Annotated in this window: 11 protein-coding genes; 7 read left to right on the top strand and 4 right to left on the bottom strand. The window is 73.1% G+C overall.

Annotated elements, in window-relative coordinates:
• The first annotated feature begins 10 nt into the window (after positions 1 to 10).
• The 4 genes from DB32_RS24460 (at position 11) to DB32_RS47035 (ending at position 4,093) form a co-directional block, all read left to right on the top strand.
• Positions 11 to 337, top strand: a complete 327-nt coding sequence (locus DB32_RS24460) for a YbaB/EbfC family nucleoid-associated protein (RefSeq protein WP_075097611.1) — start codon at positions 11 to 13, stop codon at positions 335 to 337.
• Between the two features lie 226 nt (positions 338 to 563).
• Positions 564 to 1,154, top strand: a complete 591-nt coding sequence (gene recR, locus DB32_RS24455) for a recombination mediator RecR (protein ID WP_053235057.1) — start codon at positions 564 to 566, stop codon at positions 1,152 to 1,154.
• A 46-nt stretch (positions 1,155 to 1,200) separates the two neighbouring features.
• On the top strand, positions 1,201 to 3,045 hold the full coding sequence (locus tag DB32_RS24450) for a flagellar biosynthesis protein FlhA (protein WP_053235056.1): 1,845 nt from the start codon (positions 1,201 to 1,203) through the stop codon (positions 3,043 to 3,045).
• A gap of 229 nt (positions 3,046 to 3,274) precedes the next feature.
• The gene (locus DB32_RS47035) at positions 3,275 to 4,093 is read left to right on the top strand and encodes a hypothetical protein (protein ID WP_053235055.1); all 819 of its coding nucleotides are present in this window, start codon (positions 3,275 to 3,277) and stop codon (positions 4,091 to 4,093) included.
• Positions 4,094 to 4,161: 68 nt separating this feature from the next.
• On the opposite strand, the gene DB32_RS24440 is transcribed toward DB32_RS47035, so the two are convergent.
• Both DB32_RS24440 and DB32_RS24435 read right to left on the bottom strand, forming a co-directional pair.
• Positions 4,162 to 5,568 carry a hypothetical protein gene (locus DB32_RS24440; RefSeq protein ID WP_053235054.1) on the bottom strand — a complete coding sequence of 469 codons (1,407 nt, stop codon included), beginning with the start codon at positions 5,566 to 5,568 and terminating at the stop codon, positions 4,162 to 4,164.
• Positions 5,569 to 5,592: 24 nt separating this feature from the next.
• Complete coding sequence (locus tag DB32_RS24435) at positions 5,593 to 6,258, bottom strand: TetR/AcrR family transcriptional regulator (RefSeq protein ID WP_053235053.1); 666 nt, start codon at positions 6,256 to 6,258, stop codon at positions 5,593 to 5,595.
• Between the two features lie 83 nt (positions 6,259 to 6,341).
• Between DB32_RS24435 and DB32_RS24430 the strand changes: the two genes are divergently transcribed.
• Positions 6,342 to 7,736, top strand: a complete 1,395-nt coding sequence (locus DB32_RS24430) for a cytochrome P450 (RefSeq protein WP_053235052.1) — start codon at positions 6,342 to 6,344, stop codon at positions 7,734 to 7,736.
• On the opposite strand, the gene alaS is transcribed toward DB32_RS24430, so the two are convergent.
• Positions 7,718 to 10,372, bottom strand: a complete 2,655-nt coding sequence (alaS, locus tag DB32_RS24425; RefSeq protein ID WP_053235051.1) for an alanine--tRNA ligase — start codon at positions 10,370 to 10,372, stop codon at positions 7,718 to 7,720. The two genes, DB32_RS24430 and alaS, sit on opposite strands and share 19 nt — an antisense overlap.
• A gap of 297 nt (positions 10,373 to 10,669) precedes the next feature.
• Here alaS and DB32_RS24420 point away from each other — a divergent pair, with 297 nt between their 5' ends.
• Positions 10,670 to 11,950 (top strand): serine/threonine-protein kinase, encoded by a 1,281-nt coding sequence (locus DB32_RS24420; RefSeq protein ID WP_169791539.1) that lies wholly within the window; start codon positions 10,670 to 10,672, stop codon positions 11,948 to 11,950.
• Positions 11,951 to 12,202: 252 nt separating this feature from the next.
• Here the strand turns inward: DB32_RS24420 and DB32_RS24415 are convergent, their stop codons facing one another.
• The gene (locus DB32_RS24415; RefSeq protein WP_053235049.1) at positions 12,203 to 13,759 is read right to left on the bottom strand and encodes a hypothetical protein; all 1,557 of its coding nucleotides are present in this window, start codon (positions 13,757 to 13,759) and stop codon (positions 12,203 to 12,205) included.
• A 589-nt stretch (positions 13,760 to 14,348) separates the two neighbouring features.
• On the opposite strand from DB32_RS24415, the gene recN reads away from it, so the two are divergent.
• Positions 14,349 to 16,079 (top strand): DNA repair protein RecN, encoded by a 1,731-nt coding sequence (gene recN / locus DB32_RS24410; RefSeq protein ID WP_053235048.1) that lies wholly within the window; start codon positions 14,349 to 14,351, stop codon positions 16,077 to 16,079.
• Positions 16,080 to 16,093 lie beyond the last annotated feature (14 nt).

The raw sequence follows: 16,093 nt of genomic DNA, 5'->3' as shown, positions 1-16,093 counted from the left end.
AGCAGATCCGATGAGCACGCATTTCCGCGGCGGCATGAGCGAGCTGATGCGCCAGGCCAGCCGCCTGCAGCGCAAGATCGAGAAGCGCAAGCAGGAGCTCCAGAGCGAGGTCGTCGAGGCCGGCGCCGGCAACGACCAGGTCAAGGTGAAGGTCAACGGCGCGAAGGAGCTCGTCTCGATCGAGATCGCGCCCGAGCTCCTCAAGGGCGAGGACCTCTCGATGGTCCAGGACCTCGTCGTCGCGGCGGTGAACGCCGGCATGAAGAAGGCGAACGAGGTCGTCGACGCCGAGCTCGAGAAGGTCACCGGCGGCCTGAAGATCCCCGGCCTGTTCTGATTCCCCGGGGGGCTCCGCCCCCCTGTCGACCCCCGGCCGCTCCTGATCCCGGGGGGCTCCGCCCCCCTGTCGACCCCCGGCCTCTTCTGACTTCCCCGGGGGGCTCCGCCCCCCGTCGACTCCCGGCCGCTCCGCGCTGCGCGGGGTCCCCTACACCCCCTTGCGACGGTCGGCGGGCGCGCGCGGCTTGCGGCCGCGCACGTCGCCCGCAGGTGCTCGATCGAACATGGACGATCCGCTCGCCGAGCTCGTGATGCTGCTCGCGCGCCTTCCCGGCATCGGGGAGCGCACCGCGACGCGCCTCGCGCACTACGTGCTCGGCGCGGATCCCCAGTACGCCGCCGCGCTCGGCGCCTCGATCGCGCAGATCCACGAGCGCGTCCGGCACTGCGAGCGCTGCGGCAACTGGGCGCTCGATCCGCTCTGTCGCGTGTGCGCGGACCCGCGGCGCGACCCCGGCGTGCTGTGCGTCGTCGCGCGCGTGCCCGACCTCGCCGCGATCGAGAAGAGCGGCACGTTCCGCGGCCGCTACCACGTGCTCCACGCGCTGCTCGCGCCGCTCGACGGCATCGGCCCCGACGCGATCGACGTCGATCGCCTGATCACGCGCGTGCGCGAAGAGGGCGTGCGCGAGGTCGTCGTCGCGACGCCGCTCAGCGTCGAGGGCGAGGCGACCGCGCTCTACCTCGCGCAGTCGCTCAAGCCGTTCGGCGCGCGCGTGTCGCGCATCGCGAGCGGCCTGCCGCACGGGGGCGAGCTCGAGTTCGCCGATCAGATCACGCTCGGCCGCGCGCTCGACGGCCGACGCGAGCTTTGACGCTCGCGCTCGCCGCGATTTCTCGGCAGTCTCTCTGACCCGAGACATGCCGGCGCCCACGACGAGCTCGAGCGATCCCGCGACCGTGCGGCGCTACGCCGACGCCGGGCTCGCGCTCCTCGTCGTGCTGATCGTCGGGATGATGATCGTCCCGCTGCCGACACCGCTCCTCGACGTGCTGCTCGCGGGGAACGTGTCGCTCGCGATCGTGATCCTGCTCGTCGCGATGTACGTGCCCGACGCGCTCGCGTTCACGTCGTTCCCGACGATCCTGCTGATCACGACGCTCTTCCGGCTCGCGCTCAACGTGAGCTCGACGCGCCTCATCCTGCTGCAGGCCGACGCGGGCGAGGTGATCCGCGCGTTCGGCGACTTCGTGGTGCAGGGCAACTACGTCGTCGGCGCGGTCGTGTTCCTGATCCTCACGCTGATCCAGTTCATGGTGATCGCGCGCGGCAGCGAGCGCGTGGCCGAGGTGGGCGCGCGCTTCGCGCTCGACGCGATGCCCGGCAAGCAGATGGCGATCGACGCCGATCTGCGCAGCGGCGCGCTCGGTCACGACGAAGCGCGGCGGCGGCGTCGCTTGCTGCAGCGCGAGAGCCAGTTCTACGGCGCGATGGACGGCGCCATGAAGTTCGTGAAGGGCGATGCGATCGCCGGGATCGTCATCACCGGCGTGAACATCGTGTTCGGCGTCGTGATCGGCGTCGCGATGCACGACATGGGCGCGCTCGAGAGCCTGCAGCGCTACGGGCTGCTGACGATCGGCGACGGGCTCGTCTCGCAGATCCCGTCGCTGCTGATCTCGACCGCGGCGGGCCTCGTGGTCACGCGCGTCGCGTCCGAGGACGAGCAGAGCTCGCTCGGCGGCGACGTGGGGCGGCAGATCTTCGGCAACCCTCGCGCCCTCGCGATCGCGTCGGGGTTCCTCGTGCTGCTCGCGATCGTGCCCGGGCTGCCTCCCGCGCCGTTCGTGGTGCTCGCGGCGGTGTTCGGGGGTGTCGCGTGGCGGCTCTCGCGGCGCGCGCCGCGCGTCGACGTGCGCGACGTCGAGCGCTCACCGCGCCTCGTGCCGATCACGATCGAGCTCGGCGCCGCGCTCGCTGCGGGGCTCGACGGGCTCCTCGAGCGCGACGTCCCCGCGCTGCGTGATCGCCTCTTTGCGTCGCTCGGGGTGGTGCTGCCCGAGGTGCGCGCCCACGCGAGCAGCACGCTCGCGCCGCGCGACTACGCCATCCACCTGCACGAGATCCCGGTCGCGCGCGGAGAGCTCGCGGACGACGAGCTCGTCGCGATCCTCGAGCGCGCGGTGCGGCGCCGCGCGGCGGACCTCGTAGGCCTGCAAGAGGTGCAGTCGATGCTCGACCAGCTCGAGCGCACGCACCCCGCGCTGGTCCGCCACGTCGTGCCCAAGCCGATCGCGCTGCCGCTGCTCGCCGACGTGCTGCGGCGGCTGGTCGACGAGGGCGTCTCGATCCGCCCGCTCCGCGAGATCCTCGAGGCGCTCGCGACCGCGACCGCGACGGATCCGGCCGCGCTCGCGGACTCGCTTCGCGTCGCGCTGCGCCGACACCTCACGCACGCGCACGCCGACGGCGGCGTGCTCGAGGTGCTCGTGCTCGACCCCGAGATCGAGGAGACCCTGCGCGATGGCCTGCAGCGCAGCGGCGCGCTCGCGCTGCCGCCCTCGACCGCGCGCGACGTCGTCGCCGTCGTGCGACGTGCGGTCTCGTCGCGCGAGGGCCGCGTCCCGCCGCTGCTCACGCAGCCCGACGTGCGCCGCGCGCTGCGGCGCCTGCTCGAGGTGGAGCTGCCGGACGTCGCCGTCCTCGCGTACACGGAGCTCGATCCCGCCGTCACCGTGAAGACCGTCGGGCGGGTCGCGTTGTGAACGCCGGGTCACGTCGAGCGCACCGCGGTTGTCGATCGCGGGCGAATCGAGCGGGATCCCCATCGAAAACGCGAGGCACGGCAGCTAGCATCGCGTGGCACCAGAGTTGCTCGACCGCGACGCCAGTGCCGCTGGCCCGCCTCCACCGGGGGTTCGACTCGCGATGACCAACCGCATCCTTTGTGCTCTGTCCGTCCTCGGCGTCGCCGCCGCGCTCCTCGCGCCTTCGATGCGCGCCGAGGCTCAGTGCCGGCCCGACGACATCTTCTGCGCGGAGCTCCGCATCGGCCCCGCGCAGCCGCCTCCTCCGCCGCCGGTCGTCGTACAGCCGCCGCCGGTGGTCGTGCAGCCGCCGCCCCCGCCGGTGGTCGTGCAGCCGCCTCCGCCGCAGCCGCCGGTGGTGATCGTGCAGCCGGCGCAGCCGCCGCCCCCGCCGCCGCGCGTGGTCGTCGTGCGCCCCGCGCAGCCTCCGCCGCCGCCGGTCGTGCAGGTGCAGGTCGAGCGCCGCCGCGTGGTGCGCTACGAGCTCGTGCCCGAGTTCGACATCGGCGTGCACATCGCGCTCGCCGGTCTGATGACCGAGAACGTGGGGATGGGCGGCTTCCAGGGCGCGTTCCGCCTACGCCCCATCCGCCACCTCGCGATCGACATCGGCGCGGGCATCTTCGGCGGTGAGAGCCTCAACTACGGCGCCGACAGCGGCGGCCGCTGGGAGGTCCCGTTCACCGCGAACCTGCTCTTCTTCTTCAACCCGCAGCACCGGTTCCAGGTCTACGCGCTCGTCGGTGCGGGCGTGTCGATCGCCGGGCAGGAGACGCGCCTCGGCGAGCGTGAGCTCGAGTACGTGGGCGGCGAGGCCGGCCTCGGCTTCGAGTGGCGCATCGGCCGCCACTTCGCGCTGAACCTCGATGCGCGTGGGTTCCTGCGCCAGCACGTCGGCGACGGGTACGAGTTCGTGCGCCGCGGCGAGGACGGCGAGCTCGAGGGCACGAACCTCTCGGGCGGCTTCTACGGCACCGTCGGCATGACGTTCTACTTCGGCGGCTGAGCCTCTCGTCGCCGAGCCCGAACGCCGGACGCCCCGATCTCCTCGCGGAGGTCGGGGCGTCGTGCGTTTCACTTCCGGTTCAGCAGCCGGCTGATCAGGCCCTTGGGCTGCGTGCCCGGAGGCGGCGGGGGCGGCGCCGACGAGGGCATCGCCGGCGGGATCTGGGAGCGCGGGATGCGGCCCTCGCCGTCGTCGCTCGAGCCGACGCTGGACTCGCCCTCGCCGAGCTCGACGTCGTCGAGCACCAGCACGTCCTCGTCGATCATCAGCTCGAACTCGCCGGACGGCGGCATGTCCGAGGGCTCGACCGCATTCGACATCGGCTCGCCCACGATGGAGTCGAGCTGCGCGTCGAGCACGTCGCCCGGCGGGCGCGGCGGGAGCGAGCTGCGCGGCGCGAGCGGATCGCCGAAGAGCGCGGTCGCGTCGTCGTCGTCGAGCGGACGGCTGCCATCGAGGCCGTGACCGCCCGCCGCGAGCGCCTCCTGCAGATCCGCGCCGAGGAGATCCGCGAGGTCCTGGTGCGCGGCCGGCTCGGCCTCGGGGCGCGCATCGTCGAACAGGTCCGCGAGCGCGCCCGGCGCGACGCTGCCGGGCGGCGGCGCGATCGACGCGTCGTCGAAGAGGTTCGCGAGCGGTCGATCGTCGCGCGTCAGCGGAGGCAGCGCCACCTCGCCGGTCGGCTCCTCGCCGATGACCTCGTCGCTCGAGAGCAGCGCGTTCTCGAGGCTGTTCGGATCGCGGATGTCGGTCGTGTCCTCGAACGCCTCGGCGGCCGCGCCGGGCGGCGTGGTGTCGGGCGCGGGCGCCTCGGACGGAGCGCGCGCAGGGCGTACCGAAGCCGCGCGGCGCGGGGGCGGCGGGATGTCGCGGGCCTGCGCCGCCGCGGCTCGGATCGCGGCCACGCGCGCGGCGATCGCGGGCGACGCGTCGGTCGGCTCTTCCTCGACCGGCGGCGCGTTGCGGGTCGCCGTCGGCGGATCGTCGGCGTCGAGCTCGAGCACCGGCGGCAGCGCCGCGCCGCGGAGGAGCTCGTCGGGCAGCTGGACCAGGCCGGAGCCGTCTTCGGGAGGCGGCTCGATCGGGGCGGGGCGCTCCCACGTCGCCGGCTTCGCGATCATGCCCGGCGGCGGGACCGTCTCGACGCGCGGCGCTGCGGGGATGCTCGCCGGGCGCGGGAAGCTCGACGCCGGGCGCGCGGGCGGCGGCGGCGGCCTCGCGGTGAGGGGCCGCGGCGGCGGAGGCGGCGTGGGCGGACGAGCTCGCGCGGGCTCGGGCGCGGCGGCCTCGGTGCGCTCGGGCTGCGGAGGCTCGGAGCGCCTCTCGGAGAGGCCGTCGAGCACCGCGTCGATCGCGTCCAGCGAGCTCGGCGCGGCGTCGCGCGCGCGCCGGATCACGGCTCCGAGCACGTCGTCGCCCTTGCCGAACGACGCGAGCTCGCGGTCGACGTCGGCGAGCCGCTCCGGGGTACCCATGCGGGCGTCGATGGTGCCCCGGAACTAGGCGCGCCGTAAAGGCCGACGTCGCGTCGCCGCCGGGGGCCCGAGCTCGGGCTCGAGGTACCGCCGCACCAGCGTCTTCAGCTCTTCCCGCATCGCGCCGCGCAGCGAGGGCGCGCTGCGCTCGGACACGAACATCGCCGACGCGAACGTCTGCACGATCACCGTCGCGAGCAGGCGCGGGCGGCGCTCCGGGAGGTGCGGCGCGCGCTTCGCGAGCAGCTGCGCGAGGCGCTCGATGATCTCGCGGGTGAGCGCGTCGTCGCGCTCCTCGTAGAGCGGGTACAGCGCGAAGTTCACGACCACCGCGCGGAACGCCGGATCGCTCGCGTGGAGCGCCGCGAACGCGTCCACCGCGCCGTCGATCAGCGCGGGCCACGGGGTCTCGTCGGGCACCGCCGCGAAGAGCGCGTCGAACGCCTCGCGCGAGCGCTCGAGCGTGCGCTCCGCGACCGCCTCGAAGAGCGCGGTCTTGTTCGGGAAGAACTGGTAGACCGACCCGATCGACGTCTGCGCGTGCTCCGCGATGCCCTCGACCGTCGTCGCCTCGAAGCCCGCCTCCGCGAAGAGCGTCGCGGCCGCGTCGAGGATCGCGTCGTAGCGCCGGCGGCTGCGCGCCTGCACCGGGACGCGCCGTTCCTTCTCGCTGTCGCTCGGTCTCGCCACGCGGGGGTTGCGCGAATGTGAGGCACCCCTCACGTTTCGTCGAACGTGAGGACCGCCTCACGTTCTGCTCCGGGAGGTGCGAGATGGACGCGAGGCCCTACGAGTCGATGCCGACACTCCCGGGCGGGCTGCCGCTGCTCGGGCACTGGCCCGAGATCATCCACGACGTCTTCGGGTTCCTCGAGCGCGCCGCCGAGCGCGCCGACGTGGTGCGCGTGCGCTTCGTCCACGAGCGCGCCGTCATCACCCACGACCCCGCGATGATCCAGCACGTGCTCCAGCAGAGCCCGCGCCTCTACGCCAAGAGCCGCAACTACGCGGGCATGAAGAAGGTCGTCGGCGAGGGGCTGCTCACGAGCGAGGGCGACTTCTGGAAGCGCCAGCGCAAGCTCGCGCAGCCCGCGTTCCACCACGCGAAGCTGCGCGGCATCACGCGCACGATGGCCTCTGCCACCGAGGACATGCTCGCGCGCTGGCGCACGTGGGAGGACGGGCGGCCCTTCGATCTCCACGAGGAGATGATGCGCGTCACGCTGCGCATCGCGGGGCTCTCGCTCTTCGGCGCGGATCTCGACGGCGAGTCGCGCGAGATCGGCGCGGCGCTCGGCGTGATCCTCCCGTGGGTCAACGGGATCATCCAGGAGCCGTTCCGCCCGCCGCTGTGGATCCCGACGCGCGAGAACCGCGCGCTCCGCGAGGCGCTCGCGACGCTCGATCGCCTCGTCTATCGCATCGTCGAGGAGCGCCGCCGCAGCGATCCCGAGCACCAGCGCGACGACCTGCTCTCGATGCTCATGGCCGCGACCGACGACGAGGGCGGCGGGGGCATGAGCGATCGCCAGCTGCGCGACGAGATCCTCACCGCCGTGCTCGCGGGGCACGAGACCACCGCGAACGCGCTCGCGTGGACCGGCATGTTGCTCGCGCGCCATCCCGAGATCGGCGCGCGCGTCGAGCGCGAGGCGAGCGCGGTGCTCGGTGATCGCACCCCGAGCGTCGACGACCTCTCGAAGCTCGAGCTCTGCGATCGCGTGGTGAGCGAGTCGATGCGCCTCTATCCGCCAGCGTGGGAGTTCGAGCGCGAGGCGCTGGTCGACGACGTCGCCGCGGGATGGCGCATCCCGAAGGGCACGGTCGTGATGATCGCGCCGTGGACGCTGCATCGCTCGCCGCGCTTCTGGGACGAGCCCGCGCGCTTCGATCCCGATCGCTTCCTGCCCGAGCGCTCGGCCGGTCGACCGCGCTACGCGTACCTGCCCTTCGGCGACGGACCGCGCGTCTGCATCGGCAAGGCGTTCGCGATGATGGAGTCGAAGCTCCTGCTCGCGATGATGGCGCGCGAGGTGCGCTTCGAGCTCGAGCCCGGCGCGCACGTGCGCCCCGAGCCGAGCGTCACGCTGCGCGCCCGGGGCGGCGTGCCGATGCGCTTCCGGCGCACCGCCCCCGCGCCCTTCGTCGATCAGACCACGAGCGCGTAGACGCGCTGCACCGCGTCGCCGAGCTTGCTCGGATCGGTGCCGCCCGCCTGCGCGAAGTCGGGGCGGCCACCGCCGCCCCCGCCGACCACCGCGGCCGCGTCCTTCACGATGTCGCCCGCCTTGAAGCGGCTCGTGACGTCCTTGCTCACGCTGCACGCGAGGATCGCCTTGCCGTCCTTGGTCGCCGAGCCGAGCAGCACCACCGCCGGCGCGAGCTTGTCGCGCAGCTGATCCGCGAGCTCGCGCAGCGCCTTCGCGTCGCCGAGATCGACGGTCGCGCCGAGCACCTTCACGCCCGCCTGCTCGCGCGCCTGCGTCGTGAGATCGCCGCCGCCCGCGCCGCCGCTCACCAGCTTGTGCTGCAGCCGCTCGATCTCGCGCTGCAGCTCCTTCTGCGTCGCGAGGAGCTTCTCGACCTTCTCCTTCGTCTGCGACGGAGTGCCCTTGAGCAGCGCCGCGGTCTCGCCGAGATCGCGCTCGAGGCCGCGCGCCCAGGTGAGCGCGCCCTTGCCCGTGACCGCCTCGATGCGCCGCACGCCCGCGGCGACACCGCCCTCGCTCACGATCTTGAAGAGGCCGATGTCGCCGGTGCGCGACGCGTGGGTGCCGCCGCAGAGCTCGATCGAGTCGCTCGTCATGCGCAGCATGCGCACGACCTCGCCGTACTTCTCCTCGAAGATGCCGATCGCGCCCTTCGCCTTCGCCTCGGCCATCGGGAGCACCTCGGTCTCGATCGGCGCGTTCAGCAGCACCTTCTCGTTCACGAGGTCCTCGATGCGCTGCACCTCGTCGAGCGTCAGCGGGCGCGAGCCCGAGTAGTCGAAGCGCAGGCGATCGGGCGAGACGAGCGAGCCCTTCTGGAGCGCCGCCGGGCCGAGCACGGTGCGCAGCGCGTAGTGCAGCAGGTGCGTCGCGCTGTGGTTGCGGCGCGTCGCGCTGCGGCGGGTGTGATCGACCTCGAGCTCGACCTTCGCGCCGACCTCGAGCGTGCCCTTCGTGAGCTTGCCCTTGTGCACGAAGAGGCCCTCGACGGGCTTCTGCGTGTCGCTCACCTCGAACGTCGCGTCGCCCGCGCGGATCACGCCGCGATCGCCGACCTGACCGCCGCCCTCGCCGTAGAACGGCGTGCTCTTGGTGACGATCTCGCCCTCGTCGCCCTCGCGCAGCACCTTCACCTCGGCGCCGCCCGAGAGCAGCGCCGTGATCGTCGAGCCGTCGCGCTCGCGCTCGTAGCCGGTGAACGTCGTCGCGCCGACGCGCTGCGCGATGGCGTAGTGCACCGCCGCGACGCCCTCGCCCTGACGGATCGGTCCGCCGCCGCCGCGGCTGCGCTTGCGCGCTTCCTCGCGCTCCGCCTTGTAGCCGTCCTCGTCGACGGTGAAGCCCTGCTCGCGACCGATCTGCTGCTGCAGGTCGAGCGGGAAGCCGAACGTGTCGTGCAGCTTGAACGCCGCCGCGCCGCCGAGCGTCGCCTGGCCGTTCGTCTCTTCCTGCAGGATCTCGAGGCCGCGCTTGAGCGTCTGGCGGAAGCCGCGCTCCTCGTTCTGCGTGACCGCGGAGATGAGCTCGCGCGTCTCGCGCAGCTCCGGGTACTGCTCGCCCATCAGGTCGACGACGCGCAGCGCCACCTCGTGCAGGAAGAGCCGCTCGATGCCGAGCATGTGCCCGAAGCGGATCGCGCGGCGCATGATCGAGCGCAGCACGCTCTCGCGCCCGTCCTTGTCGGGCTGCACGCCCTCCGCGATGCAGAACGCGGTCGCGCGTGCGTGGTCCGCGATGACGCGCATCGCGACGTCGTCGCGCGACATCGTGCCGCCGTACGGCTTGCCGCTGATCTGCGACGCGAGCTCGACCAGCGGGCGCAGCAGATCGGTGTCGTAGTTCGACACGACGCCCTGCACCGCGGCGGTGATGCGCTCGAGGCCCATGCCGGTGTCGACGCTCTGCGCGGGGAGCGGCGTCAGCGTGCCGTCCGCGAAGCGCTCGAACTGCATGAACACGTTGTTCCAGATCTCGACCCAGCCCGCGCCGTCCTCGCCCGGCTCCTGGCCGAACTTCGCGAGGTCGGGCTCGCCCGCGCCCATCCAGAAGTGGATCTCGGTGCACGGCCCGCAGGGGCCGGTGTCGCCCATCGACCAGAAGTTGTCGGCCTTGCCGAGCCGGATGATCCGCTCGGGCCCGAAGCCCGTGACCTCCGCCCAGATCTGTGCGGCCTCGTCGTCCGCGGGCAGCCCCGGCTCGCCCTCGAAGACCGTGACGACGAGCTTCTCCTTCGGCAGCGCGCACGTGCCGACGACGAACTCCCACGCCCACGCGATCGCGTCGCGCTTGAAGTAGTCGCCGAACGAGAAGTTCCCGAGCATCTCGAAGAACGTGTGGTGACGCGCGGTCACGCCCACGTTGTCGAGGTCGTTGTGCTTGCCCTTCACGCGCATGCACTTCTGCGACGTGGTCGCGCGCTTGTACGGGCGCTGATCCTTGCCGGTGAAGACGTCCTTGAACTGCACCATCCCGGCGTTCGCGAAGTACAGCGTCGGGTCGTTCGGCGGGACCAGCGGTCCGCTCGCGAGGCGGGTGTGGCCGCGCTGCTCGAAGTGACGCAGGAACGCTTCGCGGATCTCTCGAGAGGTCTTCATTCGTCGGCTCTTCGGGTCGGTCGCCAGTTGTGAAGCCGGTGAAACTGGCCGGCAACGTGGGTGGTCTCGAGCTTCGGCCTTCCGCGCTCGTGGAGCTGGATGCGGGCGCGCCGCACTCTAAGTGATCGCGTCGGCGGCGGGGGGCCGTCGTGGCTCCGTGGTCGGGGGCCGGGGGGCTCGATGCGACCGTCGATCGATGATTCGGAGAGCGAGCCAGGAGGGCTCCGCTCGGGGGTTCGACGTTCCGGTGCCGAAGATCCGCGCATCGCGCACGCGCTCGGGCGGGTGGGGCGCATCGTGCGGCGCAAGTGGCGGCTCGACGCGTTGCTCGGGATCGGCGGGATGGCGGCGGTGTACGCGGCGACGCACCGCAACGGGCACCGCGTCGCGCTGAAGATGCTGCACCCGTGGCTGCTCGCGTGGCCCGACGCGCGCGAGCGCTTCCTGCGCGAGAGCTACGTCGCGAACTCGATCGCGCACCCCGGCGTCGTGCCGGTCGCCGACGACGACGAGGCGGAGGACGGCGCGCCCTTCCTCGTGATGGAGCTGCTGCACGGCGAGAGCCTCGAGGATCGCGTCGCGCGGCTCGGGCCGATGGCGTTCTCGGAGGCGCTGCTCGTCGCGCGCGATCTGCTCGACGTGCTCGCGGCAGCGCACGCCGCGAGCGTCGTGCACCGCGACGTGAAGCCCGACAACGTGTTCCTCGAGCGCGCCCAGCCGCGCGGGCGGCTGCGCCTGCTCGACTTCGGGATCGCGCGCCTGCGCGAGATCGCGGGCGAGGGCGGGGAGACCCGCCAGGGCGCGCTGCTCGGGACGCCCGCGTACATGTCGCCCGAGCAGGCGCTCGGTCAGTGGCATCGCGTCGACGCGCGCACCGATCTCTGGGCGGTCGGCGCGACGCTGTTCGCGATGATCGCGGGGCGCGCGCCGCGTCGCGGCGACGACGTGCGCGCGCTGATCGCCGCGTCGCAGGAGCCGCTGCCCGATCTGCGCGACGTGGTGCCCGACGCGCCCGAGGCGCTCGCGAAGCTCGTCGCGACGGCGACCGCGTACGAGCGCGACGCGCGCTTCGCCGACGCGGTGCGGATGCGCGACGCGGTGGATCGCTGCCGGCGCGACATCTCGGTGACCGACACCGCGATCTCGCTCGGCCGGCTCGCCGAGACCATCGGCGGCGCGCCGAAGGCCGCGGCGCCGCCCGACACCGAGGAGTTCGAGCGCGCGGATCTCGCGCTCTCGAGCTCGACCCCGTTCGACGACGAAGATCCGACGCACTTCGAGCCGATCGCGGAGGCGCTCGCGGCGCTGCGTCGCGAGGCGGGCGAGGACGATCCGACCGCGTTCCTCACGCGCGGCGCGGTCGCGAAGGAGCTCGCGGAGCACGCGCGCGCCGAGGTCGAGCAGGCGTGCTCGAGCCCGCAGGCCGCCGCGAAGACACCGGTGCCGGCGAGCGCGCCGATCCCGCCGCCCGCGCGGCCGACGCTCGAGCTCGACGCGCGCTGGGTGGTGGCGATCGTGCTGGCGCTGCTGGCGCTCTCGGGGGTGATCGCGCTGGTGGTGAGCCGGATCGCGCGCTGAGGCGCGTCTCGGTCGCGCGCCGGTGGCGGTGGCGCGGGTGCGCGGAAAACGGAGTGTCTCCGGAGCTTGCGGGGACGGCGTCGACGGTCTGGCGCGCGTGCACGAGCCCACTGCACGCCTGCACGAGACCACCGCGGGCGCGTTCGGGGCTCGGTGTCGAAGCGGCTCACGTCGTCGTCGCCCGGCCGACCACGACCACGCTCACGACCACGAACCACGACGGCTCGGCTCGCGGCGATGGCGGGGCGCGCGTCAGCGGAACGCGTAGCCGAGGTACACGCCCCAGCGGACGTAGTGGTCGGTCACGGTGTCGCGGATGCCGCCGACGACGTTGCCCGATGCGTCGACGGGCCACGGCTCCCACAGGTTGTCGTCCATGTACTGCTGATCCGGCGGGAGCTCGGGGCAGCCGCCCGGCGTCGCGCAGCCGACCTGACCGCGGTACGTGGTCTGGAACATGAAGTACTCGAAGCGCAGCGCGACGAACGCGCCCTCCGCGAGCCACGTCGCTTCGTGCCGCAGCTCCGCGCCGGTGAGCAGGCCGGTCGCGGGGCCGGTGTCGATGCCCCAGACCTCGCGCGTCCTCGCGCCGATCTGCAGGCCCACGCGGTAGTCGGCGCGCAGCGCGACCACGAGCGCGTCGGGCACCAGCGCGACCTCGAAGCCGCCGCCGAGCGAGAGGTACTGGTGCTCGACCGGCGGGATGATCGCGTCGAGATCGATGAGCTGCAGCGTCGTGGGGTCGAGCGCGAACGTCGACACGCCCCAGAGCACCTCGAGCATCAGCTGGAAGTCGCCGCGTCGATCGCCCACGCGATAGCGACCGCGCAGGCCCGCCTGCGCGTCGAGCTGCTCGGTCCCGATCTCGATGCGCCCGTCGCCCGCGCACTCCGCCGCGCTGCGGCGACAGCCGAACGACGAGACGAGCACCGAGTGGCGGAACGAGACGAGCACGCCGAGCCACGGGAACACCTGATCGCCGAGCGCGCCCGGGTAGAGCTCCGCCTCGACGCCGAGCTCCGCGTGCCCGATGCCGCTCGACGTGTAGCCGCGCGACTCGTCGTAGAGCGCGGTCGCGGGATCGGCGGCGGGCTGTCCGCGCCGCACCGCGTAGACCGTGGCGTTCGCCGACATCGAGCGCCACAGCGAGCCCGCGGAGAGCGAGAGGCGGAACGAGTCGTAGCGGCCGACGGTGCTCGGCGGGGCGGGCTCCTCCGGGTCTGCGTCCTCGTCGTCGATGGGCGTCTCGTCGTCGAGCGGGGGCGGCTCCTCGTCGTCGTCGCCCTGACGCGGCACGACGCTCGACGGCGGCGGTGCGGTGCCCGGGACGCTCGTGCGCTCGAGGTGGGGCCGCAGCCGGGTCGCGCCGCCGCGGCCGACGCCGTCCATCGCGCTGGTGGTGCGGCCGCTCCAGCCCTCGCTCGCGAGGTGCTCGCCGTTCGTCGCGTTGCGCACGCGCACCACGAGGCGCCAGGTGCGCCGCGATCGCGACACGGTGCCGGCGACGAACGCGCGCGCGTCGAGCGCGGCGGCGAGGCGCACGTAGTCCTCGCGCGTCTCGGGCTGCGACATGCCGAGCTCGCGCGTGGTGCGCCAGACGATCGTCTCGTCGACGACGATCCACCCCGCGGCCTCGAGGTTCGCGACGAGCGCGCTGCGCAAGCGGCTCGCGCGTGGACCGCGGAAGCGCTCGACGACGATGCGCCGCGACCCGTCGGCCGCCTGGGCGGACGCCACCGAGCACGCAGCGAACGCGATCGCCGAGGAGACGAGGCACGCGAGCGCGCGCCGCAGGAAGAGCCGCACCATCGTCTCGGCGGAGCGTACCAGAGCGGGCGCTTCCGAGCGGGGGTGGTGGGACTCGGAGAGCGCGAGAAAACGACCGACCACGACGACGACCAAGACCACGACCACGTGGGGCGGTCGCCTGTCACCCATGTCCTGTCGGGACGGCCACGCGGCGGGCCACCTGTCACCCCTGTCCTGTCCTCGGCAGGCGCGTGGTCGTGGACGTGAACGTGGTCGTGAGCGGCCGTTTTCCTCGGCCCCGAAGCCGCGGCCGACCACGACCACGACGACGCAGCGCGTGACCCATCACCCATGTCGTGTCCTCGACGCCCACGCAGCAGACGACCTGTCACCCATGTCGTGTCCTCGACGCCCACGCAGCGCGCGACCTGTCACCCATGTCGTGTCCTCGACACGATCGTGGACGTGGACGTGGACGTGGTCGTGGTCGTGGTCGTCCGACGTGGTCGTGGTCGTGGTCGTGGTCGTCCGACGTGGTCGTCGTCGTAGACGCCGCCCGCCGTCGTGAACGCCCGTTCGCCGCCGGCGACGGGCGTCAGTCGTTCGCCGTGGTACACGTCGGCCGCCACCTGCGAGGTAGTGGAGCGCCATGCTGAGCGTCCTGCGCGTGCGTCAGCTCGCGATCATCGACGAGCTCGAGGTCGTGTTCGGCCCAGGGCTGAACGTCCTCACCGGCGAGACCGGGGCCGGCAAGTCGATCCTCGTCGACGCGCTGCAGCTCGTGCTCGGCGGGCGCGGTCGGCCCGAGATGGTGCGCACCGGCGCGCCGCAGGCCGAGGTCGAGGCGCTCTTCGACGTCGGCGACGATCCCGTCGCGATCGATCGGCTCCGCGCGGCGGGGATCGAGACCGAGGGCGGCGAGCTGATCGTGCGGCGCGTGGTCTCGGCCCAGGGGCGCACCCGCGCGTACGTGAACGGGACGATGGCGACCCAGGCGCAGCTCGCGGAGCTGGCCGCGGGGATGGCGGACATCTCGTCGCAGCACGAGCACCACACGCTCGTCGATCCCGCCACGCACCTCGGGTACCTCGACGCGTTCGGTCGGCTCGAAGGGCTGCGCGGCGAGGTCGGCGAGGCGTTTCGCGCGCTCGAGGCCGCGGATCGCGCGCTCGCCGAGGCGCAGGCGCGGGTGAAGGGGCGAGGGGAGCGCGAGGACGTGCTGCGCTTCCAGATCAAGGAGATCGACGATCTGTCGCCGCGGCCGGGTGAGCTCGCCGCGCTGGCGGAGGAGCGGGAGCGGCTGCGCTACGCGGAGAAGCTCGTGACATCGGCGGGCGCGGCGGAGGACGCGATCTACGCGCGCGACGGAGCGATCTGCGAGGAGCTCTCGTCGCTCGCGGCGCGCCTCTCGGAGGCGGCGGACATCGACGCGCGGCTCGCGCCCATGCTCGCCGGGATCGAGGCGGCGCGCGCGCAGCTGGAGGAGGCGGCGCGCGATCTCGGGCAGTACGCGCGCGACGTGACGATGGATCCGGAGCGCCTCGCCGAAGCGGACGAGCGGCTGCACCGGCTCACGCGCCTCGCGAAGAAGTACGCGGGCAACGCGGGGGAGGGCGCGGAGGAGGCGATCCTCGCGCAGCGCGACCACCTCGCGACCGAGCTCGCGGAGCTGGACTCGGCGGAGGAGCGCATCGCGGAGCTCGAGGCCGCGCGCGCGAAGGCGCTCGCGAAGGCGGGCGAGCTCGCGAAAGCGCTCTCGAAGAAGCGCCACGACGCAGCGAGCAAGCTGGGCACGGCGATCTCGACGGAGCTCGCCTCGCTGGGCATGGGCGGCGCGAAGGTGAGCATCCACGTCGCGCGGCTCGAGGGCGGCCGTGTCGATGGAGCCCGAGGCGAGCTCTCGGTCGACGGCTCGCGGCTGTCGGCGGGCGGGATCGATCGCGCGGAGTTCCTGATCTCGCCGAACAAGGGCGAGGAAGCGCGCCCGCTGCGCAAGGTGGCGAGCGGCGGCGAGCTCTCGCGGGCGATGCTCGCGATCAAGCGTGTGCTCGCGGGGCTCGGACCGGCGGGGCTCTACGTGTTCGACGAGGTCGACACCGGCGTGGGCGGCGCGGTCGCGGAGGTGATCGGGCGCAAGCTGAAGGAGGTCGCGCGGCACCATCAGGTGCTCTGCGTGACGCACCTGGCGCCGATCGCGGTGTACGCGGATCGGCACTTCCTGGTGCGCAAGGACGTGGTCGGCGAGCGCACCCGGAGCGCGATCCTCGCGCTCGACGAGGGCGAGCGGCTCGAGGAGGTCGCGCGCATGCTCGGCGGCCTGAACATCACCAAGAAGACGCGGGACGCGGCGGCGGAGCTGCTGCGCGGCGCTCGCGCGTAGGGATTCCGCGGACC

The sequence above is a fragment of the Sandaracinus amylolyticus genome, from assembly GCF_000737325.1.
Classification (GTDB): Bacteria; Myxococcota_A; Polyangia; order Polyangiales; family Sandaracinaceae; genus Sandaracinus; species Sandaracinus amylolyticus.
The sequence above is the reverse complement of the archived record's forward strand: the minus strand, read 5'-3'. Positions and strand labels throughout refer to the sequence as shown.